Genomic DNA, 25,435 nt, shown 5'->3' with positions numbered 1-25,435 from the left:
ATAGGTCCTCCTTCCGGTTATTCTAAGATAGTTGGGACTTTCACTTGTCCGCCTTCATGTTCTTTTACGTTTTTCAGCATTAATTCGCGGTCTAATCCGGGAATGGATTTGTCTTCACGCAATACATTGACCATTTGCAGCACATGAGTAGTCGGTTCAACATTTTCTGTATCCAATTCATTCAACAATTCCATTGCATTTGTAATTGCTTCCAATTGGTCTGCAAAGTGCTCCGCTTCTTCGTCAGTAATTGCCAATCTCGCCAAATGAGCGACTTCAATTACTTCTTCTTTAGTCATTTTCGCCATTTTTCTACACCTCCGGATTCAGTAAACATACGCTATATCATAACATTTTTCTAAAAAAATGAATAGGGACAGCCGTGTGGCCATCCCCGTTTTCCTGCAAATTATTCATAAATGTGAACAAACGGTTCAGTTTCTCCCGCTTTTCTAAGAACTAATGCTTCAGGACCATTGGTTGAGGTTATACTGACTTCTACCAATACATTCTCAGGAAAATGCTCCATCACCAATCCTGTTGTATATTGTGTAAAGCCGATCACTTCAGCTGCACCATAGAATTGGATAGGAATTTCAATCTTTAATTCTTTTAATTGATTTTCTTGATAAAAGCCAGTGCCGATAACACTAGTGAAGTTGGAAAAATAGATTTCGACATCCTGTTTGAAATTGCGGAACGCTGTATCAATGTCCCGGTATCGTTCATCAGCTCCTGAAGTTGGAAACAGTACATAAGCTTCGCTTACAGGATTCCAGTTGGCTATGGCCTGTTGGCCGCCCGGAGCGGCTCCGGATGAAAAGTATGTGCCGGGCACCATGGCGTTTCGGGAGTTTTGCTTGAAAAGCCCCACTACAATTGGCACATCAGCCAAGCCTTCTTTTTCACGCAGGCGTTTGACGATTTCATCAGCCATGCGCTTGCCCTCTTTTTCAATTTGCTCCTGAGGAATTTCTTCCTCATAGGAAATTCCATCATCAGAACTGTAATACACCGAATTTAAAGCCAAGCCAACTGAGATGCCGCCAAGCCGTATCGTATCCTCATTGGTCTTCACCAAATAATTCTGTTCAATGACGTGTGCCAGTATTTCAGCGGCGGGACGTTCACCTGCTTTTTTCTGCTCTTCTGAACGGTCATCGGCAGGATTCAACCCCGATGGGTTATCTTTGCTGGTCCGCTGGAGCCATGAAGTAACGTCTTCATCGCTAATCATTTGGCCTTCCTGAAAATAATAGTCATCAGGCGAAAATTGTTTTTGGGACAAACGCAATAGCCCATTTTCTGTTTCTGTAATATCATATCGGGAATTTAAACGATTGACGATTTTCCCTCTTGTGGCGCTTTCTTTATATGGCAGAAGCGTCCGGTAAAATTGATCATCCAACTGCATGCTCGGAATGATTGCCGTCTCTACTTCTTCTTTCTCATTTATCACTTCCGTTTCCTCTTCGGTCCCGGAGGGCACACATCCCGTTAACAGCAGCAAGCTGATTGGAATCCACCATATGCGTTTCATGTTAAAATCCCCTTATTTGTTCAATTCCTCAACGAGACGTTCTTCGTCCCAGATGTCCACCTTCAGCTCGAGTGCCTTATCTAGTTTGGAACCCGCTTCTTCGCCGGCAATCAGCAAATCAGTTTTTTTGCTGACACTTCCTGATAATTTGCCGCCAAGCGCTTCGATCTGCGCACTGGCTTCCTGCCGGGTCATTTGTTCCAGCTTGCCCGTCAGAACAATTTTTTTGCCTGCGAACGCATTGGCTCCTGCCTCTACTCGGACTCGTGTGCCGGTGTATGTTAAATTGACGCTCGCTTCGCGCAAACGTTCCATTAATGCCCGAACTTCTTCATTGTCAAAATAGGTGACAACCGAATCAGCCATTTTTTCGCCTATTTCGTGGATTTCAACCAGCTCTTCCTTGGAAGCTTCCATTAATCGTTCCATCGATCCAAAATGCTCGGACAAAATTCGCGCGCCTCTTTCACCTACATGCCGAATACCCAGGCCAAATAGCAACTTTTCCATTGAATTGCTTCTAGAGGCATCGATTGCAGCAATCAGATTGGAGGCTGACTTGTCGCCCATGCGATCCAACTCCAGCAATTGTTCCTTTGTCAGTTTATAAATATCTGAAATATCCTTGATCAGGCCTTCCCGGTACAATTGCTCGATTACTTTTTCGCCCAACCCGTCAATATTCATAGCATTGCGGGAGACGAAATGAATGAGGCCTTCTGTAATTTGTGCTGGACATTGCGGATTGACACACCGCAGAGCGACTTCCCCTTCAATACGAACAAGATCACTGTCGCAAGCCGGGCAATTTGTCGGCATCTCGAAAGGAAGCTCGTTGCCATTCCGCTGTTCAATAATCGCCGAAACGACTTCAGGAATAATATCCCCCGCTTTTCGGATAATGACTTTGTCGCCGATACGAATATCTTTTTCCTTGATCAGATCTTCATTATGCAAAGAGGCCCGTTGGACAGTTGTCCCGGCGACAGAAACTGGATCCAGTATAGCGGTTGGCGTCACGACACCCGTCCGGCCAACACTCAATTCAATATCACGCACGATAGTCATCACTTCTTCAGCTGGGAATTTATAAGCCGTTGCCCATTTCGGGCTTTTTGCCGTAAAGCCCAGGTCCTGCTGATGAAGAAACCGATTGACTTTAATAACGATGCCATCAATTTCATAGGAGAGCTTGGTCCGGTTTTCTGTCCATTTCTCTATATAGGCTAGTACTTCCTCAACACTCGAACATACCTGGCGCTCATGGTTCGTTTTAAAACCGAGCTCTGCCAGGTAGCTGAGCGACGCATCGTGCTCAGTTAAGCCGTAGGTCTCTCCATCTCCGCCAATTCCATAGATGAAGACATCCAGGTTGCGGTTCGCAGCAATTTTCGGATCCAACTGGCGCAGCGATCCGGCCGCTGCATTGCGCGGATTGGCGAACAGCTCTTCGCCACGCTCTCCCCGCTGTTCATTCAAGGCATGGAAGGATCCTTTCGGCATAAAAACTTCACCGCGCACCTCAAGTGTCACCGGCTGCTTTAACTTCAGCGGTATCGCTCGGATGGTCCGTAAGTTGACTGTAATGTCTTCACCAATTCGGCCGTCTCCGCGTGTTGCACCTTTAACGAATTTTCCATCTTCATACATAAGTGACACAGCAAGCCCATCAATTTTCAGCTCGCAGACATATTCAATGCTGTCGCCTGCGCCATTGCGCACTCGTTTATCGAATTCACGCAGATCTTCTTCTCCGAAAACATTTGATAAACTGAGCATTGGACGCTCATGGGTTACTTTGTCGAAGTTGGAAATTGGTGTCCCACCAACGCGCTGGGTCGGTGAATCTGGAAAAATCAAATCGGGATACAATGTTTCCAAGTCAATCAATTCATTCAACAATTGATCGTAGACGGCATCCGGTACAGCGGGTTTGTCCAATACATAATATGCATGGCCGTAGCTCCGAAGCAGTTCATTCAGTTCATTTACACGTTCTTCCGCTTTTATGCGATCCATAGGGTTACCTCCCGATTATACTTTTTCAATCGGCGCAAATTTGGCCAGTAGGCGCTTAATGCCGACAGGGCTTGGGAACGCAATATCAAGCTCGGTTTCTTCGCCTTCGCCTTTGACGCTGACGACCGTTCCAGTTCCCCATTTTTTATGTGCTGCTCTATCGCCGGTTTTCCATCCGAGTTTGTCTCCGCCTGATTGACTGTAGCCAGGACGGCTCACAGCCATGCGCTTCGGTGCTTGCTTGTAGCTTGTTGCTGCACCGGCACGGTGATGCGCCGTTGTCAGTTCAATCAAATCCTCTGAAATCTCAGAGATGAAACGGGATGGCATATTATAATTGCTTTTTCCGAACAGTGTGCGGGAAGACGCATGCGTCAAATACAGCCTTTTTTCAGCTCGAGTGATTCCCACATAAGCCAAACGCCGTTCTTCTTCCAATTCCTCGTCGTCATTATTCGAACGGGAATGAGGGAATACATTTTCTTCCAGCCCGATGATAAAGACGATAGGGAATTCCAGCCCTTTTGCTGCATGCATCGTCATTAAGATAATTGGTCCGTCTGCATCTTCTTCATCATCTAACGAGTCAATATCCGAAATCAGCGCCAAATCCGTGAGGAATGCCACAAGCGACTTGTCATCGCTTTGCTTTTCAAAGGCTTTGGTTACCGACAGGAACTCTTCCAGGTTTTCAAGGCGGCTCTCACCTTCGATTGTTTTATCACTCTGCAGCATCTGACGGTAGCCAGATTTCTTCAGCACTTCTTCCACCAATTCCGTCACCGACAAATATTCCTGCATTTGCGTAAAGCTATCGATCATTGTGCGGAATTCAAGAGCAGTCTGCGCCGTTTTGGGCGTCAATCCCATAAAGTCGGCTTCCTGCAAAGCATCCATGATGGTACGGTCTTGCTCGATTGCAAAACGCGCCATCTTTTCAAAAGAAGTCGCCCCGATGCCACGCTTCGGTTCGTTGATGACACGAGCCAATGACAGATCATCGTCGTTGTTGGCGATCAAACGCAGATACGCCAAAAGATCCTTGATTTCCTTGCGGTCATAGAACTTGGTTCCCCCCACAATGGTATAGGACATATTCGATTTGACGAACATTTCCTCCATGATCCGGGATTGTGCATTAGTGCGGTAAAGAATGGCAAAATCCGAGGTTTTGTAATTTTCCTCATCCATCAGCTTCTGAATAGTCTGCACCACAAATTGTGCTTCCTGACGCTCGTCTCCTGCTTTGTGCAAAGTAATCGCCGGACCTTCGTCGTTGTCGGTCCGCAGCTCTTTCGGATAGCGGCTGGTATTTTTCTGGATGACGTCATTCGCCGCCTGCAGAATACGCTTGGTCGAGCGATAATTCTGCTCGAGCATGATTACTTTGGCATTCGGGTAATCTTTCTCGAATGACAGGATGTTGGTGATGTCCGCTCCCCGCCAACGGTAAATCGACTGATCCGAGTCGCCTACCACACAAATATTTTTAAACTTGCTCGCCAATTTCTGGACCAACTGGTATTGTGCGTTGTTGGTATCTTGGTACTCATCGACGTGAATATAATGGAATTTGTTTTGGTAATACTCCAATACTTCAGGAACCGTATTGAATAAATTCAAGGTTGTCATAATCAAATCATCAAAATCGAGCGACTGATTTTTCTTCAGCCTTTTCTCATAAGCTGTATACACATCCGAAACCGTCTTTTCATACGGATTAAACTGATTCATATCCGCCGCAAACTGAGCTGCATCAATGCATTCGTTTTTTGCCGATGAAATGGCGTTCAGCATGGTACGGGGTTCGTACTGTTTTGGATCTAGGTTCTGCTGCTTTAAAACATTCTTGATGACCGTCAATTGGTCTGTCGTATCTAAAATCGAGAAGTTCTTCGACATGCCCATACGATCGATGTCGCGTCTCAGGATACGGACGCACATTGAGTGAAACGTGGAAGCCCACATACGCTGCCCTGTTCCATGCCCCAGCAATCCATCGATCCGGTTTCGCATTTCTCGCGCTGCTTTATTGGTAAACGTAATCGCCAGAATGTTTGATGGGTAAACCTGTTTTTCCAGCACCAAATAAGCGATTCGGTGCGTGAGTACCCGGGTTTTTCCGGATCCTGCACCTGCCATAATCAATAAAGGTCCTTCAGTCGTTTTGACTGCTTCTGCTTGTTCTGGGTTCATTCCGTTCAGTAAATTTTTCGTTATTAATTCCATTGTGCACCACCTCGAACATTCGTTCTTATTATTATAGCGATTAGTCAGCCGTTTCCGCAACTGCCTCTACGGTTTCAATCGCTTTATCGATATTTTCATAAATGATATTGCCGACGACAATGGTATTTGCCGTTGCCGCCGCCGCTCTTGCCTTATCGGCTGAGTCGATTCCGCCCCCGTAAAACAAGCGGGTTTCGGCCAGGACTTCTTTTACTTTTTCTGCTATTTTCATATCACCAAACATGCCGCTGTATTCCAGGTAAAAGATGGGAAGACGGAAAAAATGTTCAGCCAGGCGAGCATAGGCGACGACATCGGCGGCCGTCAAATCCGTTTTGGCTCCGGTCATTTTTGCGGCCTTGCAATCTGCATTTAATATGCAATAGCCTTCTGCAACCAATTCATCCCAGTCCAGAATCTCACCATATTCCCGGATGGCTTCATGATGAAGGCCTTTGATCCACCGCGGATCGTCGCTATTGAGGACTGTTGGGATAAAGTAATAATCAAAACCTAGTGCTACTGAATCGATAGTCGAGACTTCCAGGGCCATCGGCAGGACATAGCCCTGCACACGCTTCTTTAAATGAAGGACATTGTCGAGTGTGACATTATCACTGCCGCCAATCAAGATGGCATCAGTCCCGGATCTGCAAATTCGTTCCAAATGTTCATCCGTAATCTCTTTTGCCGGATCTAATTTAAAGACATGCCGCCATGTTTTGAAATCCATCTCATTTCACCTAACTTTGCATCATTATCATCAATTTATTATAACAAAAAAACCGAACAGAGTTGGTTCTCTGTTCAGTCTTTTGGAAGTTCAAACGGTTTTTCATCTGGATAAAGGCGTCCAAGCATTTCATCATAGCCGTCATTACCGTAATTCAGACAGCGGCGGACACGGGAAATGGTCGCCGTGCTGGCACCGGTTTCGTTCTTTATTTTTTCGTACGTTTTTTTCATGCGAAGCATATGGGCAACTTCCAGCCGCTGTGACAGCGATTGAATTTCACTAATCGTACATAAATCGTCGAAGAAACGATAGGCTTCTTCTTTATCCTTTAAAGCCAGAACAGCTTCAATCAATTGATCTGTCTGATGGCCTCTAATTTTATCAACTTGCATGCAGCTTCATCATCCTTTCATTGCTACGATCATCAAGGTGTATAGCTGACAGATTGAGCCATACCTGGAGCAGTCGGGACAATATGGATCCAGGTTTTTCCTGGCACCAGTTTTACCGGCTCCCCGGCTGCTGTTGGCACAAGCATTCCGCTATGCGAACTCCATTCTATTTCACGGACGCCGCCACCCTGAAACAACAGAGCAGCTCCACCGTTAGCCAATTCAATTGACTGACGCCCTTCTGCATCGTTCGTCCGGTGCGGTGCTTCAAAAACCAGAATATTCGAGACTTTCACACTTTCCAAGCTTTCTTTATCGGTTGTCGGTACGCCGCCGACAGATCGGCTGTAAAGATGTGACTGACTGTCATATGTATATTCACTGGAGAACAGCTCATTTGTCCCGTACTCCACTTTCACCGAAAGAGCCTGCTCATTAAGTTTAGCATTTTCCATCGAGTCATAGAAATGATAAGGTGACTTTCCTCTGTATTCTGTAAAAGCCTGTGTGGTGTCCATAGCTTTCTCGACGCTATCCGTACTGATATAAGAATTATGTGGAGCGACGCGGTCAGTGGACCGTTGAAACAAGGTGCCATCATGCTGGATGCCGTTAACATGATCGACCACTCCTGACTCCAACATCACGTGGGCATCCGGACTATAGCCATGTGCAACAAAAAAAGCATCATAAGCTTCGGCCAATTCGACAAAATAATTTCGAGCACTGCGAATAGGGCCGATCGCTTCTGGAAAATCACTTTGATACAATGCCAAAAAGCGTGTAATCTCATATTCAGCAATCATTTCAAAGACTATATCTGCTTCGGTCAAACCCGTTTGCGGACGGGCATCCGGATGATTGTTGATAACTGCCATGACAGTACGGCGGTTTGCCGGAGAAACTGCCTGTTCACCGGTGAACGGTGCAACGGTCAACGCCTCTTCCATTGCTGGTTCTTCAGGTTCTTCCTTCATAATCAGCCAAAAGCCTGCGGCAAATGCCGCAAGCACTGCTGATACCAGTATGGCGAAACCCCAGTTCTTCATATTGCTCACCTCATGAAAGCAGGGAACAGAATTTTTTTATTCATGACATCGTAGATGCCTTTTTGGGTAACCCGGACATACGGCAGGTGTGTCGCCTGCAAAAACAGCAGGGTGTAAACCGCATCGCCGTGTTTGTAGCCACGCTTCTTCAACGCTTTCTTCAATGATTTCTCCTGCTCAATGAGCTCTTCCATCGGCAGGTCTGACATGACACCACCATATGGCAGCGGCAAGGATTCCACAATTTCACCTTTTTCGGCAAGAACGATGCCGCCTTTCAGGCGTTTCATTTCATTAAATGCCAGCCACATGTCTTTACGTTTTTTTCCGATTAAGATGATATCCCCTGTATTGGTATACGAAGAAGCAAATCCATCCAACCCAGGCGCAAATCCTTTAATGAGCGTATTGACACGCCATTCGCCTTTCTTATCGATAAGCATCAGAAAACTTTCGTCATGTGATTTCGATAGGTCGGAATCATGGGTATCCACATTGACCGTATAAGGTTTTGTAATGACATCATTGACCATTTCAATACCGAATGGCATTGAAAACTGAAAGTCATCTTCTGTCAGTTCAAAGTCGATATCCAGATCAGGGAGTATCGACCAATCGATATTTGGCAAGGATTGTACTTTTTTACCGTTCTTCTTGAGCCAAACCCCTTTCGAAATGACACCTGAAGGCACGGGATTTTCCAGTGTATCCAGTATGTTGAGATTCGCATAGCGGCCTGTAGCAATCAAACCATGCAAGCTGGTCACATTATAGTAACGTGCCACATTATAAGACGCCATCATATAGGCATCAATCGGCGGCACACCCGCTTCAAGTGCAATCTTGATGCACAAGTCCATAACACCGTCTAAATGGAAAGTCGGCGTTGAACCATCTGTTGTCATCATCAGCTTGTCAAAAACGTTCAAGTCTCGTTCAACGATTCCTTTTAGCAATTCCGACAGATCCGGGCGAATGGAAGAATGGCGGAGTGTAACGCCATAACCATGAAGCAAGCGCATTTCAACTTCATCCACTGTCATCGCTTCATGGTCGCCATCAGCTCCCAGCAGCCTCATGCGAGCCAGCGTTTTTTCCGAAGCACCTGGAAAATGCCCTTCGATTTTCTTCAAGCCCATTTTGGCTTTTTGGATCCAATACAGCATCTGGTCATCGCCTGCCATCAGTTTTGGCCATCCGGTCAATTCTCCACCCAATAATACATCTTGCCGATCCAGCCATTCACCCACAAACGTTGAAGTGAATAGCTTGTCCTCGTCATTCAATTCCGTTTGCGAATCAAAACGGGTCCACCAATAGAAATTGAACGGCAGTTCCGCCAATTGATCGAGCAATGAAAACGCTTTCTCATTTTCTAACGCTAAATACAACGTAAGGTTATCGGAGAGGAACATCGTTGTTCCGCCCTGAGCCGCATAATTGGCAAAGCTATGAGGATTATATAATTGATATGGATGAACATGGGGTTCTATGTATCCTGGAACGATGAATTTACCCTTCATATCTGCCACTTCAGTAGAGGCATCAATTTTCGGCATTTCTTTTCCAGCATAAACAATACGGTCACCCGATATCCATATATTCCCTGTCACCCATTTTTTAAAGATACCGTGAAGATAAGTTGCATTCGTTAAAACGAGATCCGGCGCAATTTCTTTTGTGACAATCTTTAACTGATTTCGAATCTCTGTGTTTTTCCATAGGGGTTTAACCATTTGCCGGCACCTGCTTTCTGCTATTTCAATACTTAATATCGTAGCATAATTATGCAATGAAATACAGTTATTCCCTTAAAAAACAAGAAGATTCTGATTAACGCCAGACACAAAAAATCCACGCATTCCGCGTGGATTTCGGATTAATTATTAATCGGATCACTGAAAGGTTTCAAGACATCTTTCTTCTCTTCTTCTTGGAAAGTCAACACGTCTGAAACGGAATCATAAGATTCTCCGTAGAACTGCTCATCCTTATAAGTATGGATGTCCTCGTACATTTTTTGCATTCCTTCGAAAATCTGCTCTTCTGATTCTCCGCTTGGCGTCCAGTAAAGGATTTCCATGGAATTTTCTTCGCCGGTCGCTAACGAGCGTCGGCAATATCCGATAGATGATGCATGTTCAAATCCTTCGCGCGCATAAAAACGAAGACGTTTTTCTGTATCCGTATCTTCGTAATTAACCGGCTCTACTTCAAGAATAATCGGTTTGTTCTTATCCTTCAGCATTTGCAGCGTCTTTTTGCCAAGACCCATGCCGCGCGATTCTTTTGATACGAACAAGTAATCGACGAATGTAAAATTCGGGAATTCCGCATACATCAACACATGATAAGGACCCTCATCTTTGTAATAGACGCTGCCTTTTTCTTTTAATAGCGCATCCATGTGCTCTTTTGACTTCATTTCTTCAACTGGAAAATACTGATTTAATTTTTCATACCAATTCATAATTTGTCTCCTTTCAATTTCTAAATGCCCTGCTGATTTGTTTCTGAGGTCGTAATGGGTTTTCGTTCTGGAGTTTAAATAGAGGTAACCGTGGGTTGTTGAAAATCCTCAACTTTGCTCTATCGCTTGCAGGGATGCGAGAAAACAAAAATGACACATCTTCTTGTCGAATTTGTGTCATCAATGATTATATCATATAGAAAATTAGATTGCACGCCATCCGATGTCGGTACGGTAGAAGAAGCCGCTCCATTCTAGACTGCTCAGTTGTTCATAAACATTTTGCTGAGCTGTTTGGATAGAGGACCCACTCGCTGAAACCAGCAATACACGTCCCCCATTCCCTACGTAACTGCCATTTGACAGCTTAGTGCCGGCATGAGTCACTTCAACTCCTGAGAGTCTGGTCAAATCAGGTAAATGAGCACCTTTTTGGACCTGCTCCGGATAACCATCCGCCGCAATGACCACGCCAAGCACTGCCTGGTTATTCCAGTCCAACACTGCGGGCTCTCCTTTAAGAATAGCCTCCATGAAAAGGCCGAAATCCGATTTCATGCGCGGCAGGACCACCTGTGTTTCTGGATCTCCAAAACGCGCGTTGAATTCAATTACTTTAGGACCTTTTTCAGTTAAGATAACACCGGTATAGAGGATGCCGTTAAAAGGCGTTCCTTCCGATGCCATCGCTTGGACAGCCGGTTTGACAATTTCCAAAAAAGTCTCATCGACAATATCTTGGGATATTTGAGGAACAGGCGAGTAGGCGCCCATCCCCCCTGTATTCGGTCCGCGATCCCCGTCATATGCACGCTTGTGATCCTGTGAAATGACCATCGGATAAATCTGTCCGTTCTGGACAAACGACATGAACGAAAACTCTTCCCCATCCAAAAATTCTTCAATAACTACTTTCGAACCGGATTCACCAAACTTCTGTCCTTCGAGCATATCGTTGACAGCAGAAACAGCTTCTTCTTCCGTCAATGCTACAACCACTCCTTTGCCGGCAGCAAGGCCATCCGCTTTAATGACAATCGGCGCTCCCTGCTGCCTGATAAAGGCAAGCGCAGGTTCAATTTCTGTAAAAGTTTCATAGCCCGCAGTCGGAATACTGTACTTCTTCATCAGTTCCTTGGCAAAGGCTTTGCTGCCTTCAATTTGCGCCGCTGCTTTTGATGGACCAAAAATTTGTAAGCCTTTAGCTTCAAAAAAGTCGACAATGCCTTGAGATAACGGCTGTTCAGGACCGACAAAACTAAAATCCACACCTTGCTGCTGAGCGAATTCCGCTAATCCAGCAAAATCCATTTCATCGATTGCGGCTATTTCAGCATCTTCACGCATCCCGTCATTTCCAGGAGCTGCAAAAACTTTCATGACGGATGGAGATTTTGAGAACTGCCGTACAATGGCGTGTTCCCTGCCGCCTCTTCCAATGACCAGTACTTTCATTTTGCTTCACCTCGATTAATGTTTGAAATGGCGGATGCCGGTAAAGACCATGGCAATCCCGTATTCGTTCGCTTTATCGATTGACTCCTGGTCTTTCTTGGAGCCGCCTGGCTGAATGATGGCTTTGATGCCTGCTTGTGCTGCTGCTTCTACCGTATCGCTCATCGGGAAAAATGCGTCTGATGCCATGATAGCGCCTTGTGCCGCTTCGCCTGCCTGTTCCAATGCGATTTTTGCAGATCCCACGCGGTTCATCTGTCCTGCACCGATGCCTAATGTCATTTCGGAGTTGCAAACGACAATGGCATTTGATTTAACGTGCTTTACAACACTCCAGCCAAGCTTCAATGCATTAAGCTCTGCAGCTGTCGGCTGACGCTCTGTCGCGATTTGGATGTCCGCATCCTCATAGCCGTATACATCCGGCTGCTGGATCAGCAAGCCGCCCTCAACAGTAACCGTATTCCATTTATCTCTGGTGTTGCTGTCAAATGGAATGGTCAATAGGCGAATATTTTTCTTCTGTGTCAATAATTCAATCGCTTCTTCAGAAAATGAAGGCGCAATAATGATTTCAAGGAAAATGGTCGCTAGTTGTTTTGCGGTTTCAGCATCCACTTCACGGTTCAATGCGACAATGCCGCCAAAAATAGAAGTCGAGTCGGCTTCATAGGCTTTTCCGAAAGCATCCGCAATCGTTTCGCCTGTCCCGACGCCGCAAGGGTTCATGTGCTTAACAGCAACCGCTACCGGTATTTTGAATTCTTTGATGATCTGAAGTGCAGCATTGGCATCCTGGATATTGTTATAAGATAATTCTTTGCCATGCAATTGATTGGCATTGGCAATTGAAAAATCCGAGCCAAGCGGGCTGCGGTAAAATGCGGCTTTTTGATGAGGGTTTTCCCCGTAGCGAAGTGTTTGGGACAATTCATAAGTAAGCGTCAATTGGTCCGGGTATTCTTCGCCCGTCAGGTCACTCAAGTAATTGGAGATATAGGAATCATAAGCAGCGGTATGGCGGAAAACCTTCGCTGCCAGACGGCGTCTTGTTTCAGGCGTAGTAGCCTGGCCATTATGCAATTCAGCCAATACCGTGTCATAGTCTACTGCATCAACAATAACCGTTACATAAGCATGATTTTTAGCAGCAGAACGCAGCATTGTCGGACCACCGATATCGATATTTTCAATGGCATCTTCCACTGTCACATCGGGTTTAGCGATGGTTTCACGGAATGGGTATAAATTGACGCAGAGAATATCGATCGGAGAAATGCCGTTTTCAGCCATTTGGCTTTGGTGTTCTGCATCGTCGTGTTTGGCCAATAATCCGCCGTGTACAAGAGGGTGAAGCGTTTTTACACGACCGCCCAGAATTTCTGGAAATTTGGTAATTTCATCTACGGCTGTAATCGACAATCCGTTTTCTTCAAGGAATTTTTTGGTGCCGCCTGTTGATAGGAGCTCGTAGCCCATCTTTTCCAGTTCTGTTGCAAATTCCAATATGCCTGACTTATCCGATACGCTGAGTAATGCTCTTTTTTTCACAAATAGTCCTCCTATAGATTAAGACCGGCAATTTCTACCGGTCGAATAATTTCTGCAAAGCTGCAGGATATAATTCATGTTCAATCTGATGGATCTGATTCTCGACTTCTTCGCGTCCACGCCCCGCAACTGGAAACGATTGCTGCATAATGATGCTGCCTGTATCCATGCCAGCGTCCACGTAATGTACCGTTACTCCAGCTTCCTGTGCACCAGCCGCCATTGTTTGGCCGATGGCATCTTTGCCAGGAAAAGCAGGCAGGAGCGAAGGATGAATGTTGACGATGCGGTTTTCATAAGCTGCCAGCAGAACCGGACCGATCAAGCGCATATAGCCTGCCAGAACGATCCATTCTACTCCAAGTGCCTGCAGTTTTTCTTTCAGCATCTGCTCATAAAGCTGCTTCGACTCGAACTCAGAAGGAATAAACGAAAAAGATGTCACTTCCGCCTTTCGAGCGCGTTCTATTACAAAGGCCTGTGGTTTGTCTGTTACCACAAGCATTAACTCTGCCTGCAGCCGGCCTTCGGCAATCGCGTCGGCAATGGCCTGAAAATTGGAGCCGTTGCCCGACGCAAAAACAGCGATTTTCGGTTTATCGTTCATTTAGCGTGCCGTCCTGTTCACCATCAAATTGAACGCCTTCCGTGTTGGAGACGCGCCCAATCTGGAAAGCCTGCTCGCCGTTTGCTTGTGCTGTTTTCAGGACCTGATCTGCATCTTCAGGGGCGACAGCCAGAACAAAGCCGATGCCCATATTGAAAACCGAATACAGATCACGGTCCGCCAGTTCGCCTTTTTCCTTCAACAATGTGAAGATGTCAAGCACCGGCCAGCTGCCGATCGAGATTTCCGCGCCTAAGCCTTCCGGCATCATCCGGGGAATGTTCTCGATAAAGCCGCCGCCTGTTACATGAGCCATGCCGTGGATTGAGATCTCATTGCCTATGGCCGCGACTGCTTTGGCGTATATTTTAGTTGGCGTCAAAAGAACGTCGCCGACAGGACCAAGTGTTTCGTAGCCCTCAACCTTTTGATCTAGCGTCAAGTTGTTTTGGTCAAAGATGATATGGCGGACCAGTGAATAGCCATTCGAATGGATGCCGCTGGAAGCAAGGCCAATCAGGACATCGCCTGATGTGATTTTTTCTCCGGTGACGATTTTGGATTTCTCCGCAGCGCCCACCGCAAAACCGGCGATATCGTATTCGTCTTCTTCATAGAGTCCGGGCATTTCTGCTGTTTCTCCGCCAATCAATGCGGCACCAGCCTGAACACAGCCATCCGCTACTCCTTTGACAATCTGTTCTATTCTTTCAGGAACCGCTTTGCCTACTGCGATATAGTCAAGGAAAAATAAAGGCTCAGCACCTTGCGCGACAATGTCATTGACGCACATTGCTACGCAATCGATGCCGATTGTATCGTGGCGATCTGCCATGAACGCCAGCTTCAATTTCGTGCCTACGCCATCCGTTCCTGAAACAAGAACCGGTTCTTTCAAGTTCAGCTCGGATAAATCGAACATGCCGCCAAAGCCGCCGAACGTACCCAGCATTCCTTTGCGCGCTGTACGTTCCACATGAGATTTCATGCGGTTGACCGCTTCGTAGCCTGCTTCGATATTGACGCCTGCTTTTTCATATGCTTTTGACACACCGGTTCCCCCTTATTTCACTTTTTCTTTTTCGTGCGGCAATACTGTGTCCGGATAAATATTGGTCGGGTATTCGCCTGTGAAACAAGCCAGGCAATGGCCGCATTTCGATCCGGGATCTGTCCGTCCGATATTTTGGACCATGCCATCCACTGATAGGAATGTCAGCGAATCCGCGCCAATGATTTCACGCATTTCTTCCACTGTATTATTGGCAGCGATCAATTCACCTGCCGTGCTGATATCAATGCCGTAAAAGCATGGACTTTTGATGGGCGGTGAACTGATCACTACATGCACTTCCGTTGCCCCTGCTTCTTTCAGCAAGTTGACGATGCGGCGTGAAGTTGTTCCGCGGACGATCGAATCATCCACCATGATGACACGCTTCCCTTTTACCACTTGACGGACTGGCGATAATTTCATCTTGACACCCTGCTCGCGCAGATCCTGAGAAGGCTGGATAAAGGTACGGCCGACATAGCGGTTTTTGATCAATCCCAATTCATAAGGAATGCCGCTTTGCTCCGAATAGCCGATCGCTGCTGAAATGCTGGAATCCGGAACACCGGTTACCACATCCGCCTCGATCTGCACTTCTTTTGCTAATTGGACTCCGAGGCGCTTTCGCGCGGTATGGACATTGATGCCATCGATATCCGAATCCGGACGGGAGAAATAGACATATTCCATTGTGCAGATCGAACGTTCTTCTGGGTAAGCAAAACGCTCTGCACGCATGCCGTCTTTTGTAACGATTAAAAATTCACCCGGTTCAACCGAGCGGACAAATTCCGCGCCGACAATGTCGAATGCGCAAGTTTCCGATGCTGTCACCCAAGCATCCCCTAATTTTCCAAGGGATAATGGGCGCAAACCGTTCGGATCCAGCGCGATATACATCGCTTCTTCTGTCAAAATGACACAGGCAAAAGCACCTTTCAATAAAGACAAAGCATTTTTAGCCTTTTCTTCAAACGATGCATAGCCGCTTCTCTTGATCAGATGAGCAAGCACTTCCGTATCGGAAGTGGTTTGAAAAATGCTGCCTTGGCGTTCCAGATGGCCTTTCAGCTGCGTAGCGTTGACAAGGTTGCCGTTATGCGAAATTGCCAAGCTGCCGGTAGTCGAATTAAAGAGCAGGGGCTGGACATTTTCAATGCCGCTGCCCCCTGCTGTTGCATAGCGCACATGACCGACCGCAGCGTGTCCTGCGATTTTTTCTATTTTTTCAGGTGTAAAAACCTCACTGACCATGCCTTCGCCTTTCAATGGGCGAAGAGCATCACCGTCTGTCGAGACAATTCCTGCACCTTCCTGGCCGCGATGCTGCAAAGCGTGCAGCCCATAATAGGTCAATTGCGTCGCATTCGGATGGCCCCAAATTCCAAAGATACCGCATTCTTCGTTTAAGCTTCTGATTTCAGCAAGCATGGGATAGCTCCTTTCCAAGCTGAGCGAAGCGTTGCGACTGAATCGTTGATCCAAGCCGTACCGTCTTCACCGTTGATCACTAAGTTGTGTCCCGTGACTTGGCCGATTTTCTTGGAATCTGTTACAATTTTTTCGAATTGTGCTGCTTTTTCAGGGCTTACTGTTACGACAAAACGTGATTGCGATTCGCTGAATAAAGCCGTCGTCGCTGATCCGGATAAAGTCACGTCCATACCTAAGCCTTTGCCAAAGGTTTTTTCAGCTAAAGCAACGGCAACGCCACCTTCTGCTACATCATGAGCCGAAGCGATAAGTCCCTGTTGGATAGCTGAAAGAATTTCCTGCTGGCGTCTTGCTTCCACCGCCAAATCGATGGCTGGGGCTTTTCCAAAAATACGTCCTTCAACCATTTTCTGCAGTTCGCTGCCGCCAAATTCCGTAAAGCTTTCACCAATCAAATACACAAGATCGCCTTCTTTTTTAGCATCTTGCGTCGTTACATGCGACAGGTCTTCGACAAGTCCGACCATGCCGATTGTCGGTGTCGGGTAAATGGCAGTCCCGTTGGTTTCATTGTATAAAGAAACGTTACCGCCGATAACTGGAGAATCTAGGATTGTGCAGGCTTCAGACATGCCATCTGCCGCTTTTTCGAGCTGCCAGAAGATTTCCGGTTTTTCCGGGTTGCCGAAGTTCAGGCAATCGGTGATAGCAAGAGGCTTAGCACCTGAGACGACCACATTGCGAGCCGCTTCAGCTACTGCGATTTTGCCGCCTGTTTCCGGATCCAAATAAATATAGCGGGAGTTGCAATCCGTTGTCATCGCAAGTCCTTTATTGGTGCCGCGGACGCGGACCACTGCTGCATCCGATCCTGGGCTTACTACAGTGCTCGTACGCACTTGATGATCATATTGATCGTAGACCCATTCTTTTGAAGCGATGGTCGGCTGCTTCAGTAAAGCAGTCAAAGTTTCGTTATAGTCTGTAACTTGCGGTTCTGCATTGTCCAACTGTTGGAATTCTGTGAAGTAAGCAGGAACTGCTGATGGTTTATGATAAACCGGTGCGTCTTCTGCAAGCGCATCAACCGGCACTTCTGCCACAATTTTTCCTTTATGCTTCAAGCGCAATGTGGAATCGTCTGTAACAGTACCAACCGTTACAGCATCCAAGCCGTATTTTTCGAACAGCTCGACGATTTCAGGCTCGCGGCCTGCTTTAACGACAATAAGCATACGTTCCTGTGATTCAGACAGCATCATTTCATAAGCCGTCATACCGGTTTCACGCTGTGGAATATGGTCAAGATCCATTTCGATGCCTGATCCGGCTTTAGAAGCCATTTCAGCCGAAGATGAAGTCAATCCGGCCGCACCCATATCCTGAATGCCGATCAATGCATCCGATTTGATTAACTCGAGGCAAGCTTCCAATAAAAGCTTCTCCATAAATGGATCTCCGACTTGAACAGCCGGACGATTTTTATCAGAGCCGTCTGTCAACTCCTCAGAAGCGAACGTCGCTCCGTGGATGCCGTCGCGGCCTGTTTTAGCGCCTACGTACATAACGGGGTTTCCAGTGCCTTTAGCGATGCCTTTTTGGATATCTTCGTGATTGATCAACCCGACACACATCGCGTTAACCAGTGGATTGCCGTCATAGGAATCGTCAAACTGAACTTCTCCGCCAACTGTCGGAATGCCGATGCAGTTACCGTAACCGGCAATACCTGCAACCACTTCTTCAAACAGATATTTTACTCGCGGAGTCGTCAATTCACCGAAACGCAGTGAGTTGAGTAAAGCAATCGGGCGTGCCCCCATCGAGAAAACGTCACGGATAATCCCACCGACGCCAGTAGCAGCACCCTGGTAAGGTTCGATAGCAGATGGGTGATTGTGCGATTCCATCTTGAACACGACCGCTTGCCCGTCGCCGATGTCTACAATCCCAGCGCCTTCGCCCGGCCCCTGCAGAACCCGTTCCCCTTTAGTTGGGAATTTCGCCAGTACCGGTTTTGAATTTTTGTAAGAACAATGTTCCGACCACATAACCGAAAACAACCCGGTTTCCGTGTAGTTGGGAGTTCTTCCTAAAATCTCTTCGACCATTTCAAATTCCGCATCCGATAAGCCCATTTGCTGATAAACTTTCTGTTCTTTTATTTGAGCAGCATTTGGTTCAAGCATGACTGACATGTGCTTCCCTCCACTGTTTTACGATTGATCTGAATAAAGCCAATCCATCTTTGCCGCCGATCAACTCGGATACGGCGCGTTCCGGATGGGGCATCATGCCTAGCACGTTGCCGCGTTCATTAATGATGCCTGCAACATTATTCCGGCTGCCGTTAAAATCATCGGCATACGTAAAGACGATTTGATTATTTTCCTTGAGGTGGCTGTAAGTCGCATCGTCGCAGAAATAATTGCCTTCCCCGTGAGCGATTGGAATCTGTATTTCTTGCCCCTGTTCGTATTCATTGGTGAACAATGTATTGTTGTTCTCTACTTTCAAACCGACAGTACGGCACATGAACTTCAAGTTTTTGTTGCGCAGTAGAACGCCTGGCAGTAAGCCTGCTTCTGTCAATATTTGGAATCCATTACAGATTCCAAGAACCGGTTTTCCTGCCTCCGCTGCTTTTCTCACTTCATCCATGACACCCGAGAATTGGGCAATCGCGCCGCAGCGCAAGTAATCGCCGTATGAAAATCCGCCTGGCAGCAAAATGCCGTCATAGCCGCTCAAATCTTTTGAGTCATGCCACACGTATTCCGCTTCTTCGCCTAGTTCGTCCTTGACCGCATGGTACATATCCAAGTCACAATTTGAGCCGGGGAAAACAATCACTGCAAATTTCATTGCGAGACAACCTCCTCAATTTCGTAACGGTAATCTTCAATAACCGTGTTCGCTAGCAGACGGTGGCACAATTCGTTGACCAATGCATCTACATCCCGTTCGCTGTCTCCGATAACCAATTCCAGGTATTTGCCGATTCGTACGTCTTCCACTTCACCATAGCCCATTTTATGAAGAGAGCCCATAACTGCAGAACCTTGCGGGTCCAATACACTTTCACGCAATGTTACGTATACTTTTACTTTTTTCATGAGAGTTGTCCTCCTAGACGAGTTAAAATGAGTTCGTACGCTTCAGTTAAATTTCCAAGATTGCGGCGGAATACGTCTTTATCGAGTTTTTGTTTGGTTTCAGAATCCCAAAGCCGGCAAGTATCCGGTGAAATTTCATCTGCCAAAAGAATGTTTCCATCTGTGTCGCGGCCAAATTCAATCTTGAAATCAACCAGATCGACACCTACTTCTTTGAAAAAGCCGATTAGGATATCGTTGATGTCCCGCGCTTTCTGCTTGAGTTCTGCCACTTCTTCTGCAGTTGCCAAGTACAGCATGTCGACGTGCTCATCTGTAATCAACGGATCACCCAATTGATCATCTTTCAAATAGAACTCCACCACCGGACGACTAATGGCCACGCCTTCTTCAATTCCAAGGCGTTTGGCCATACTGCCGGCTGTGATGTTTCGGACTACTACTTCCAATGGAATGATGCTGACGCTCTGCACCAATTGTTCATGGTCAGACAATTGCTTGACGAAATGAGAAGCAATGCCCGCTTCCTGCAATTTCGTGAAAATCAGTGACGTGATTTTATTGTTCAAAATGCCTTTGCCGGTGATTTCCTCTTTCTTTTCACCGTTGAAAGCCGTTGCTGAATCTTTATATTCCACCCACAAAATTCCCTGTTCGTCCGTTGCATACAAGCGTTTTGCTTTTCCTTCATACAATAACTGACCTTTTTCCATTTTTAGAAGCCCCCGTTTAATTTAGTCCAAGTCGATCGAAAATCATGTCTACTTGCTGCAAGTGATGGTTGTAATCGAAACAGTCATCCAACTCTTCTTTTGATAGTTTAGACGTAATCGTTTCATTCGCTTCCACGATCTGGCGGAAATGCGTCTGGTTTTCCCATGCTTCCATCGCACAAGGCTGAACCGTGTCATAAGCAGCTTCACGAGCCATTCCCTTATCGATCAACGTCAGCAGCACACGCTGCGAATAAATCAAGCCAAGTGTAGAATCCATATTGCGCTTCATATTTTCAGGGAACACCGTCAAGTTTTTGACGATATTGCCAAAACGGTTCAACATATAATTAAGTGCAATTGTCGCATCCGGTAAGATCACCCGTTCAGCAGATGAGTGCGAAATATCGCGCTCGTGCCAAAGTGCAACATTTTCATAAGCTGTCAGCATATAGCCGCGGATCAGTCGGGCAAGCCCTGTCATATTCTCAGAACCGATCGGGTTGCGTTTATGCGGCATTGCAGAAGAACCTTTTTGGCCTTTTGCAAAGAATTCTTCCACTTCTCGCGTTTCTGATTTTTGCAGTCCGCGAATTTCCGTAGCGAATTTTTCGATAGATGAACCGATCAATGCAAGAACGCTCAAATATTGTGCATGGCGGTCACGCTGCAAAGTTTGTGTCGATATTGGCGATGCCGCTAGTCCCAGCTCTTTGCAGACATAAGCTTCCACAAACGGATCAATATTGGCATAAGTTCCAACTGCACCGGACATTTTTCCTGTTTCAATAGAAGCCGCAGCCGCTTCAAAACGTTCCAGGTTGCGTTTCATTTCCTCATGCCACAACGCCAGCTTTAAACCAAAAGTCGTCGGTTCTGCATGGACGCCGTGTGTCCGGCCCATCATGACCGTCATTTTATGTTCTTTTGCTTTATTTGCAAGAATTTCGATAAAATTCGTCAAGTCTTTTCGGATAATGACGTTCGCTTGTTTCAATAAGTAAGACAATGCTGTATCGACAACGTCGGTAGATGTTAAGCCGTAATGGACCCATTTGCGTTCTTCTCCAAGCGTTTCCGATACCGCTCTTGTGAAAGCCACCACATCATGGCGGGTTTCTTCTTCAATTTCCAAAATGCGATCGACTGAAAAGGAAGCGCCTTTACGGATTTTAGCTACGTCTTCTTTTGGTATATCGCCGATTTCAGCCCAAGCTTCACATGCCAGAATTTCAACTTCCAGCCATGCGTTGTATTTGTTTTCATCCGTCCAAATTGCACCCATTTCAGGTCGTGTATAGCGTTCGATCATTTTAAAGTTCCTCCAATTATTCCGGCCAAATGCCGGATGCGTCTATTTCACTTAAAGTTGCCTCTAAGTCTTCCGTTAATATCGTAACATGTCCCATCTTGCGTTTCTGCTTCGCTTCATCTTTTCCATATAAATGAATCGACCAATTTGGGTATTGTGCAATTTTAGAAGCAAGCGGCGCGACATGCTCGCCCAATACATTGACCATCACTGCTTCAGACCACAAAACAGGCTGTCGCAGCGGCCAGCCGCAAACGGCACGAACATGCTGATGAAACTGTGAGATATTTGTGGCTTCAATTGAGTAATGCCCTGAGTTATGGGGGCGTGGGGCCAGTTCATTGACTATGATGCTTCCATTTTCCAAAACAAACATTTCAACAGCCAATGTTCCGACCATATTCAAATGAGAAGCAATTTTTTCAGCTGCTGCCTTTGCTTGTTCGATCGTTTCGTTATCGATTCGTGCAGGAACAATCGTCTGATGCAGAATATGGTCTTTATGAATGTTTTCACCAATTGGCAAAATGGCTGTTTCCCCGTGGACATTGCGCTGGATGATCACTGAAATCTCTTTAGTGAATTCAACAAAGGCCTCTGCCACACATTCACCATTCGTGAACAGTGCTTCTGCCAGATGCAACTCATCAACAGAAGATATTGTTTGCTGTCCTTTGCCGTCGTAACCGCCACGGGCAGTCTTTACTACGAAAGGAAATGATAGCTGGCTGCTTTTTTCTGTTAACTCTTCAAACGTTGAAGCTGTAAGATAATCCGCAACTGTCACACCCGCTTTGGAGATTGCCTGTTTCTCGACTATCCGGTTCTGAGTCACACGAATCAATTCTGATCCTTGCGGCACATAAGCAATTTCCGACAGCTTCATTAATCCTTCCACATCTATGTTTTCAAATTCATATGTGATGACATCGCTCACTTCAGCCAATTCTTCCAATGCATGCTGATCATCAAAAGGAGCGACAATTTGTATGTCGGCGACTTGTCCGGTTGGCGAATCCATTCCCGGATCGAGAACCGCAATTTTAAATCCTGCTTCTTTCGCAGCAAGTGCCATCATACGTCCTAATTGGCCGCCGCCGATAATCCCAATTGTTTGGCCTGGCAAAATAGTTTGTGTCATATTAGTTCACCTGAACTTTCCAGCACAGCGGCTGCAGTTCGATCTCTTCTTTCCTGCAAGGCTTGTGCTGCTGCTTCATCGACCGTACCTAGAATCTGCGCTGCCAGCAAACCTGCATTTACAGCGCCCGCTTTCCCAATGGCCACAGTAGCTACCGGAACTCCACCTGGCATCTGAACAATTGAAAGCAATGAATCCAAACCGTTTAACGCTTTAGATTGAACGGGCACACCGATAACCGGCAAAGTCGTCTTCGCCGCCACCATGCCAGGCAAATGGGCAGCGCCGCCTGCTCCAGCGATAATGACATGCAGCCCACGTTCACGTGCCTGTTCTGCATAGCTGAACATCAAATCAGGTGTCCGGTGTGCTGAAACCACTTTCTTTTCATAGCTCAGACCCAGTTCGTCCAATACGTCACACGCATGTTTCATTGTTTCCCAATCACTCGTACTTCCCATAATGATGCCAATTCGCGGATTCATCGATACACTCTCCTTTTAAAAAATAAAAAGCCCTTAAGTAAACTGCTCACATAACGTGAAAAGCAGTGTACTTAAGGACAGTAAATGAAACGAATTCATGGATGATGACATAGAAGAGCACATCCTTCGTTTTAAAATCCAATAAGTTGCTTTCCCGCATAGTCCGGACATTACGGTGTCCTGGTAGAGACGCAGAAGCCAATTCTTCTGCATATATGGGGTATCCTTACTTATCATAACAAGATGGTTAAAGGACGTCAATGATAAAGTCGAACGATAAGTTAACCATCTATATAATCGTTCGGTTTTAATAGGAATAATTTGTTATTGTTCCAGTTTACTCCCTTTGAATCTAACAATTTGCCTTATGGGTACTGGTTGACCGTTTATTTCTTCAAATAACGGCTCTTCTTTGCGGCCGACAGCCGCATAGCCTTCAGCTTTCATACGCTCCAAACATTCTGAGATGGTCTCGTGTTCTTCAACTTCAAACCAAATAGTATTTTTACTCATTTAAATAGATTTCCCCTTTTCACTGTCTTGACCCAGAATCCGCCATGAATCGTTTTGGCCTCGTATGCAATGATAAATGCTTTTGGATCAATTTCTTGGATAGTTTTATACAATTTCAACTCCCATTTTCGTGGAGTCAAAATCTGCATGGATTGCCGACCGCCATCACGGCCATTTGCATGCCAGTCCGTCACGCCATATCCTTTTTCCCGAAGCTTGTTAGGCAAGTATTCACCGGCTTCGCTGGTAATGACATTCACTGTGATATAGCCTAGGGCCATTTTCTCTTCGATTTTGGAACCAATGATGACACCGGAACCGTATCCCAAAGCATAAGCAACAAGGTTTTGGATCTCATTAAGGTTATCGAGTACCAAACCAAGTCCTACTATATAAATAACAACCTCGACCATGCTGACGACTGCAGCTAAATAGCGATAGCCTTTTAAGGTCATAATCATTCGCACCGTGAAAAAAGTTACGTATACGATGTTGATTGAGAAAATGATTAATACCATAATCCACGGATTTACATCCAATTTCTACACCCTTTCACTTTCCAACAAGAATTAATTTTCATATTAGGGGATAAATACTGAGAAAGCAAGAGAGAAAAGTTGGAGAAGCCTTATTCTATAAAGGTTGTTGGTAATTCTATTCTTTTTTTAGAATGTCAGATACTGCCCAGCTGATTTTTCACACTTCTTCGGATTGCGGTATTCATTATATGATTATTCTATAGAAGTAGAATCTATTTTATACAGATATACTATAATGATAGTGCAAGACTGCTAAAAGTTGTTTTCCAGTGAAAATTAATCTTAGTTTAGTAGTCAACGCTCATTCTTTATTTCCATCTATTCTTCTCATTAGCTGCCAGCCTCTCTGAATGTTTAAGAATCAGGAAGAGGTTTTTTAAGTTTTTATGGTTGCCTGATTGCTTCCTGTTTTGAAGGTTCTATCCATTGTTCGTTTTTCCTCACAGTTACACCAATTCGGATCTCATAAATGATTTAAACCGATTTCTCCCTGTTTTGTTAGGAACTGTTTTGAAGGGTACTGAACAAGAATAACAATTAGTTCGCTTTCGTTTGAATAATTGATACTGTTGGATCTGATGGGTGGCTTCTGGTTTTCCAGTATTACGGCATTTTTCCGGCTGCTGATGTACGGCTGATTGAGTGCTTCTCCTTTCTTAAGGGGCTAGAGGAGAAGCACGGAGACTTGTGCGGAATGTTAGGATTGCACTGTTTTTTTCCACGACAAAAAAAGCCGTTACCGGAATCGGTAACGACTTCTTTTCGATGCCCAGCGACGTCTTACTCTCACAGGGGGAGACCCCCAACTACCATCAGCGCAAAAGAGCTTAACTGCCGTGTTCGGGATGGGAACGGGTGTGGCCTCTTTGCCATCATCACTGGACTGTTTGGTTGAGCTTGTTCGCTCAAAACTGGATAAACGACACCGGAACATGCAAGGATTCCGTATACAAATTTGGTTAAGTCCTCGATCGATTAGTATTCGTCAGCTGCACGTGTCGCCACGCTTCCACCTCGAACCTATCTACCTCATCGTCTTTGAGGGATCTTACTTGCTTGCGCAATGGGAAATCTCATCTT

General features: G+C 45.9%; 23 protein-coding genes, 2 rRNA genes and 1 riboswitch. All 25 genes read right to left on the bottom strand.

What is annotated here, in order from left to right; translation table 11 throughout:
• Nucleotides 1–17: 17 nt before the first annotated feature.
• Nucleotides 18–308, bottom strand: a complete 291-nt coding sequence (gene gatC / locus FQV26_RS17575) for an Asp-tRNA(Asn)/Glu-tRNA(Gln) amidotransferase subunit GatC (protein ID WP_146559265.1) — start codon at nucleotides 306–308, stop codon at nucleotides 18–20.
• A 101-nt stretch (nucleotides 309–409) separates the two neighbouring features.
• A complete protein-coding gene (locus FQV26_RS17570; protein WP_146559263.1) occupies nucleotides 410–1,540 on the bottom strand; it encodes a CamS family sex pheromone protein in 1,131 nt (376 codons plus the stop codon).
• 12 nt (nucleotides 1,541–1,552) lie between these two features.
• Nucleotides 1,553–3,559, bottom strand: coding sequence for an NAD-dependent DNA ligase LigA (ligA, locus tag FQV26_RS17565; RefSeq protein WP_146559261.1), 2,007 nt, complete (start codon nucleotides 3,557–3,559; stop codon nucleotides 1,553–1,555).
• Between the two features lie 15 nt (nucleotides 3,560–3,574).
• Nucleotides 3,575–5,788: a DNA helicase PcrA gene (pcrA, locus tag FQV26_RS17560; RefSeq protein ID WP_146559259.1), complete on the bottom strand. Its 2,214-nt coding sequence runs from the start codon at nucleotides 5,786–5,788 to the stop codon at nucleotides 3,575–3,577.
• A gap of 40 nt (nucleotides 5,789–5,828) precedes the next feature.
• On the bottom strand, nucleotides 5,829–6,521 hold the full coding sequence (pcrB, locus tag FQV26_RS17555) for a heptaprenylglyceryl phosphate synthase (RefSeq protein ID WP_146559257.1): 693 nt from the start codon (nucleotides 6,519–6,521) through the stop codon (nucleotides 5,829–5,831).
• Nucleotides 6,522–6,595: 74 nt separating this feature from the next.
• Complete coding sequence (locus FQV26_RS17550; RefSeq protein WP_142829903.1) at nucleotides 6,596–6,916, bottom strand: YerC/YecD family TrpR-related protein; 321 nt, start codon at nucleotides 6,914–6,916, stop codon at nucleotides 6,596–6,598.
• A 32-nt stretch (nucleotides 6,917–6,948) separates the two neighbouring features.
• Nucleotides 6,949–7,965, bottom strand: coding sequence for a DUF3048 domain-containing protein (locus FQV26_RS17545; RefSeq protein ID WP_146559255.1), 1,017 nt, complete (start codon nucleotides 7,963–7,965; stop codon nucleotides 6,949–6,951).
• A gap of 5 nt (nucleotides 7,966–7,970) precedes the next feature.
• A complete protein-coding gene (locus FQV26_RS17540) occupies nucleotides 7,971–9,701 on the bottom strand; it encodes an adenine deaminase C-terminal domain-containing protein (protein ID WP_146559253.1) in 1,731 nt (576 codons plus the stop codon).
• Nucleotides 9,702–9,844: 143 nt separating this feature from the next.
• Nucleotides 9,845–10,435, bottom strand: coding sequence for a GNAT family N-acetyltransferase (locus FQV26_RS17535; RefSeq protein WP_146559251.1), 591 nt, complete (start codon nucleotides 10,433–10,435; stop codon nucleotides 9,845–9,847).
• 204 nt (nucleotides 10,436–10,639) lie between these two features.
• Entirely contained in the window at nucleotides 10,640–11,890 is a 1,251-nt protein-coding gene (gene purD, locus FQV26_RS17530) for a phosphoribosylamine--glycine ligase (RefSeq protein ID WP_146559249.1), read from the bottom strand.
• Between the two features lie 15 nt (nucleotides 11,891–11,905).
• On the bottom strand, nucleotides 11,906–13,441 hold the full coding sequence (gene purH, locus FQV26_RS17525) for a bifunctional phosphoribosylaminoimidazolecarboxamide formyltransferase/IMP cyclohydrolase (RefSeq protein ID WP_146559248.1): 1,536 nt from the start codon (nucleotides 13,439–13,441) through the stop codon (nucleotides 11,906–11,908).
• Between the two features lie 34 nt (nucleotides 13,442–13,475).
• Nucleotides 13,476–14,048: a phosphoribosylglycinamide formyltransferase gene (purN, locus tag FQV26_RS17520; protein WP_146559246.1), complete on the bottom strand. Its 573-nt coding sequence runs from the start codon at nucleotides 14,046–14,048 to the stop codon at nucleotides 13,476–13,478.
• Entirely contained in the window at nucleotides 14,038–15,099 is a 1,062-nt protein-coding gene (gene purM, locus FQV26_RS17515; protein WP_146559244.1) for a phosphoribosylformylglycinamidine cyclo-ligase, read from the bottom strand. Before purM ends, purN begins: the two co-directional genes overlap by 11 nt.
• Before the next feature lie 12 nt (nucleotides 15,100–15,111).
• Nucleotides 15,112–16,533 carry an amidophosphoribosyltransferase gene (gene purF / locus FQV26_RS17510; RefSeq protein WP_146559243.1) on the bottom strand — a complete coding sequence of 474 codons (1,422 nt, stop codon included), beginning with the start codon at nucleotides 16,531–16,533 and terminating at the stop codon, nucleotides 15,112–15,114.
• Nucleotides 16,509–18,734 (bottom strand): phosphoribosylformylglycinamidine synthase subunit PurL, encoded by a 2,226-nt coding sequence (gene purL, locus FQV26_RS17505; protein WP_146559242.1) that lies wholly within the window; start codon nucleotides 18,732–18,734, stop codon nucleotides 16,509–16,511. The genes purF and purL overlap by 25 nt, the downstream gene beginning before the upstream one ends.
• Nucleotides 18,718–19,401 (bottom strand): phosphoribosylformylglycinamidine synthase subunit PurQ, encoded by a 684-nt coding sequence (gene purQ, locus FQV26_RS17500; RefSeq protein ID WP_146559240.1) that lies wholly within the window; start codon nucleotides 19,399–19,401, stop codon nucleotides 18,718–18,720. The genes purL and purQ overlap by 17 nt, the downstream gene beginning before the upstream one ends.
• On the bottom strand, nucleotides 19,398–19,652 hold the full coding sequence (gene purS / locus FQV26_RS17495; protein ID WP_142829926.1) for a phosphoribosylformylglycinamidine synthase subunit PurS: 255 nt from the start codon (nucleotides 19,650–19,652) through the stop codon (nucleotides 19,398–19,400). The genes purQ and purS overlap by 4 nt, the downstream gene beginning before the upstream one ends.
• Complete coding sequence (gene purC / locus FQV26_RS17490; protein WP_146559238.1) at nucleotides 19,649–20,365, bottom strand: phosphoribosylaminoimidazolesuccinocarboxamide synthase; 717 nt, start codon at nucleotides 20,363–20,365, stop codon at nucleotides 19,649–19,651. Before purC ends, purS begins: the two co-directional genes overlap by 4 nt.
• A 16-nt stretch (nucleotides 20,366–20,381) precedes the next feature.
• Complete coding sequence (gene purB, locus FQV26_RS17485; RefSeq protein ID WP_146559236.1) at nucleotides 20,382–21,677, bottom strand: adenylosuccinate lyase; 1,296 nt, start codon at nucleotides 21,675–21,677, stop codon at nucleotides 20,382–20,384.
• A 16-nt stretch (nucleotides 21,678–21,693) separates the two neighbouring features.
• Nucleotides 21,694–22,818 (bottom strand): 5-(carboxyamino)imidazole ribonucleotide synthase, encoded by a 1,125-nt coding sequence (gene purK / locus FQV26_RS17480; protein ID WP_146559234.1) that lies wholly within the window; start codon nucleotides 22,816–22,818, stop codon nucleotides 21,694–21,696.
• On the bottom strand, nucleotides 22,815–23,303 hold the full coding sequence (purE, locus tag FQV26_RS17475) for a 5-(carboxyamino)imidazole ribonucleotide mutase (protein WP_146559232.1): 489 nt from the start codon (nucleotides 23,301–23,303) through the stop codon (nucleotides 22,815–22,817). The genes purK and purE overlap by 4 nt, the downstream gene beginning before the upstream one ends.
• A gap of 139 nt (nucleotides 23,304–23,442) precedes the next feature.
• Nucleotides 23,443–23,542, bottom strand: a riboswitch (purine riboswitch).
• Nucleotides 23,543–23,627: 85 nt separating this feature from the next.
• Nucleotides 23,628–23,816: an NETI motif-containing protein gene (locus FQV26_RS17470; RefSeq protein ID WP_146559230.1), complete on the bottom strand. Its 189-nt coding sequence runs from the start codon at nucleotides 23,814–23,816 to the stop codon at nucleotides 23,628–23,630.
• A complete protein-coding gene (locus FQV26_RS17465) occupies nucleotides 23,813–24,334 on the bottom strand; it encodes a DUF2179 domain-containing protein (protein WP_186760060.1) in 522 nt (173 codons plus the stop codon). The genes FQV26_RS17470 and FQV26_RS17465 overlap by 4 nt, the downstream gene beginning before the upstream one ends.
• Before the next feature lie 788 nt (nucleotides 24,335–25,122).
• Nucleotides 25,123–25,238: ribosomal RNA gene (gene rrf / locus FQV26_RS17460) — 5S ribosomal RNA — on the bottom strand.
• 72 nt (nucleotides 25,239–25,310) lie between these two features.
• Nucleotides 25,311–25,435: ribosomal RNA gene (locus FQV26_RS17455) — 23S ribosomal RNA — on the bottom strand; the annotation flags it as partial.

Origin of the sequence: Planococcus sp. CPCC 101016 (assembly GCF_007859295.1) — a bacterium.
Lineage (GTDB): Bacteria > Bacillota > Bacilli > Bacillales_A > Planococcaceae > Planococcus.
This window is presented reverse-complemented; position numbering and strand designations above follow the sequence as displayed.

What these genes read in the sequence shown, in the direction of transcription:
- gatC (WP_146559265.1), bottom strand. Translation starts at nt 308, where the DNA reads ATGGCGAAAATGACTAAAGAAGAAGTAATTGAAGTCGCTCATTTGGCG.
- FQV26_RS17570 (WP_146559263.1), bottom strand. Translation starts at nt 1,540, where the DNA reads ATGAAACGCATATGGTGGATTCCAATCAGCTTGCTGCTGTTAACGGGA.
- ligA (WP_146559261.1), bottom strand. Translation starts at nt 3,559, where the DNA reads ATGGATCGCATAAAAGCGGAAGAACGTGTAAATGAACTGAATGAACTG.
- pcrA (WP_146559259.1), bottom strand. Translation starts at nt 5,788, where the DNA reads ATGGAATTAATAACGAAAAATTTACTGAACGGAATGAACCCAGAACAA.
- pcrB (WP_146559257.1), bottom strand. Translation starts at nt 6,521, where the DNA reads ATGGATTTCAAAACATGGCGGCATGTCTTTAAATTAGATCCGGCAAAA.
- FQV26_RS17550 (WP_142829903.1), bottom strand. Translation starts at nt 6,916, where the DNA reads ATGCAAGTTGATAAAATTAGAGGCCATCAGACAGATCAATTGATTGAA.
- FQV26_RS17545 (WP_146559255.1), bottom strand. Translation starts at nt 7,965, where the DNA reads ATGAAGAACTGGGGTTTCGCCATACTGGTATCAGCAGTGCTTGCGGCA.
- FQV26_RS17540 (WP_146559253.1), bottom strand. Translation starts at nt 9,701, where the DNA reads ATGGTTAAACCCCTATGGAAAAACACAGAGATTCGAAATCAGTTAAAG.
- FQV26_RS17535 (WP_146559251.1), bottom strand. Translation starts at nt 10,435, where the DNA reads ATGAATTGGTATGAAAAATTAAATCAGTATTTTCCAGTTGAAGAAATG.
- purD (WP_146559249.1), bottom strand. Translation starts at nt 11,890, where the DNA reads ATGAAAGTACTGGTCATTGGAAGAGGCGGCAGGGAACACGCCATTGTA.
- purN (WP_146559246.1), bottom strand. Translation starts at nt 14,048, where the DNA reads ATGAACGATAAACCGAAAATCGCTGTTTTTGCGTCGGGCAACGGCTCC.
- purF (WP_146559243.1), bottom strand. Translation starts at nt 16,533, where the DNA reads ATGCTTGCTGAAATCAGAAGCTTAAACGAAGAATGCGGTATCTTTGGA.
- purL (WP_146559242.1), bottom strand. Translation starts at nt 18,734, where the DNA reads ATGTCAGTCATGCTTGAACCAAATGCTGCTCAAATAAAAGAACAGAAA.
- purQ (WP_146559240.1), bottom strand. Translation starts at nt 19,401, where the DNA reads ATGAAATTTGCAGTGATTGTTTTCCCCGGCTCAAATTGTGACTTGGAT.
- purS (WP_142829926.1), bottom strand. Translation starts at nt 19,652, where the DNA reads ATGAAAAAAGTAAAAGTATACGTAACATTGCGTGAAAGTGTATTGGAC.
- purC (WP_146559238.1), bottom strand. Translation starts at nt 20,365, where the DNA reads ATGGAAAAAGGTCAGTTATTGTATGAAGGAAAAGCAAAACGCTTGTAT.
- purB (WP_146559236.1), bottom strand. Translation starts at nt 21,677, where the DNA reads ATGATCGAACGCTATACACGACCTGAAATGGGTGCAATTTGGACGGAT.
- purK (WP_146559234.1), bottom strand. Translation starts at nt 22,818, where the DNA reads ATGACACAAACTATTTTGCCAGGCCAAACAATTGGGATTATCGGCGGC.
- purE (WP_146559232.1), bottom strand. Translation starts at nt 23,303, where the DNA reads ATGAATCCGCGAATTGGCATCATTATGGGAAGTACGAGTGATTGGGAA.
- FQV26_RS17470 (WP_146559230.1), bottom strand. Translation starts at nt 23,816, where the DNA reads ATGAGTAAAAATACTATTTGGTTTGAAGTTGAAGAACACGAGACCATC.
- FQV26_RS17465 (WP_186760060.1), bottom strand. Translation starts at nt 24,334, where the DNA reads ATGGTATTAATCATTTTCTCAATCAACATCGTATACGTAACTTTTTTC.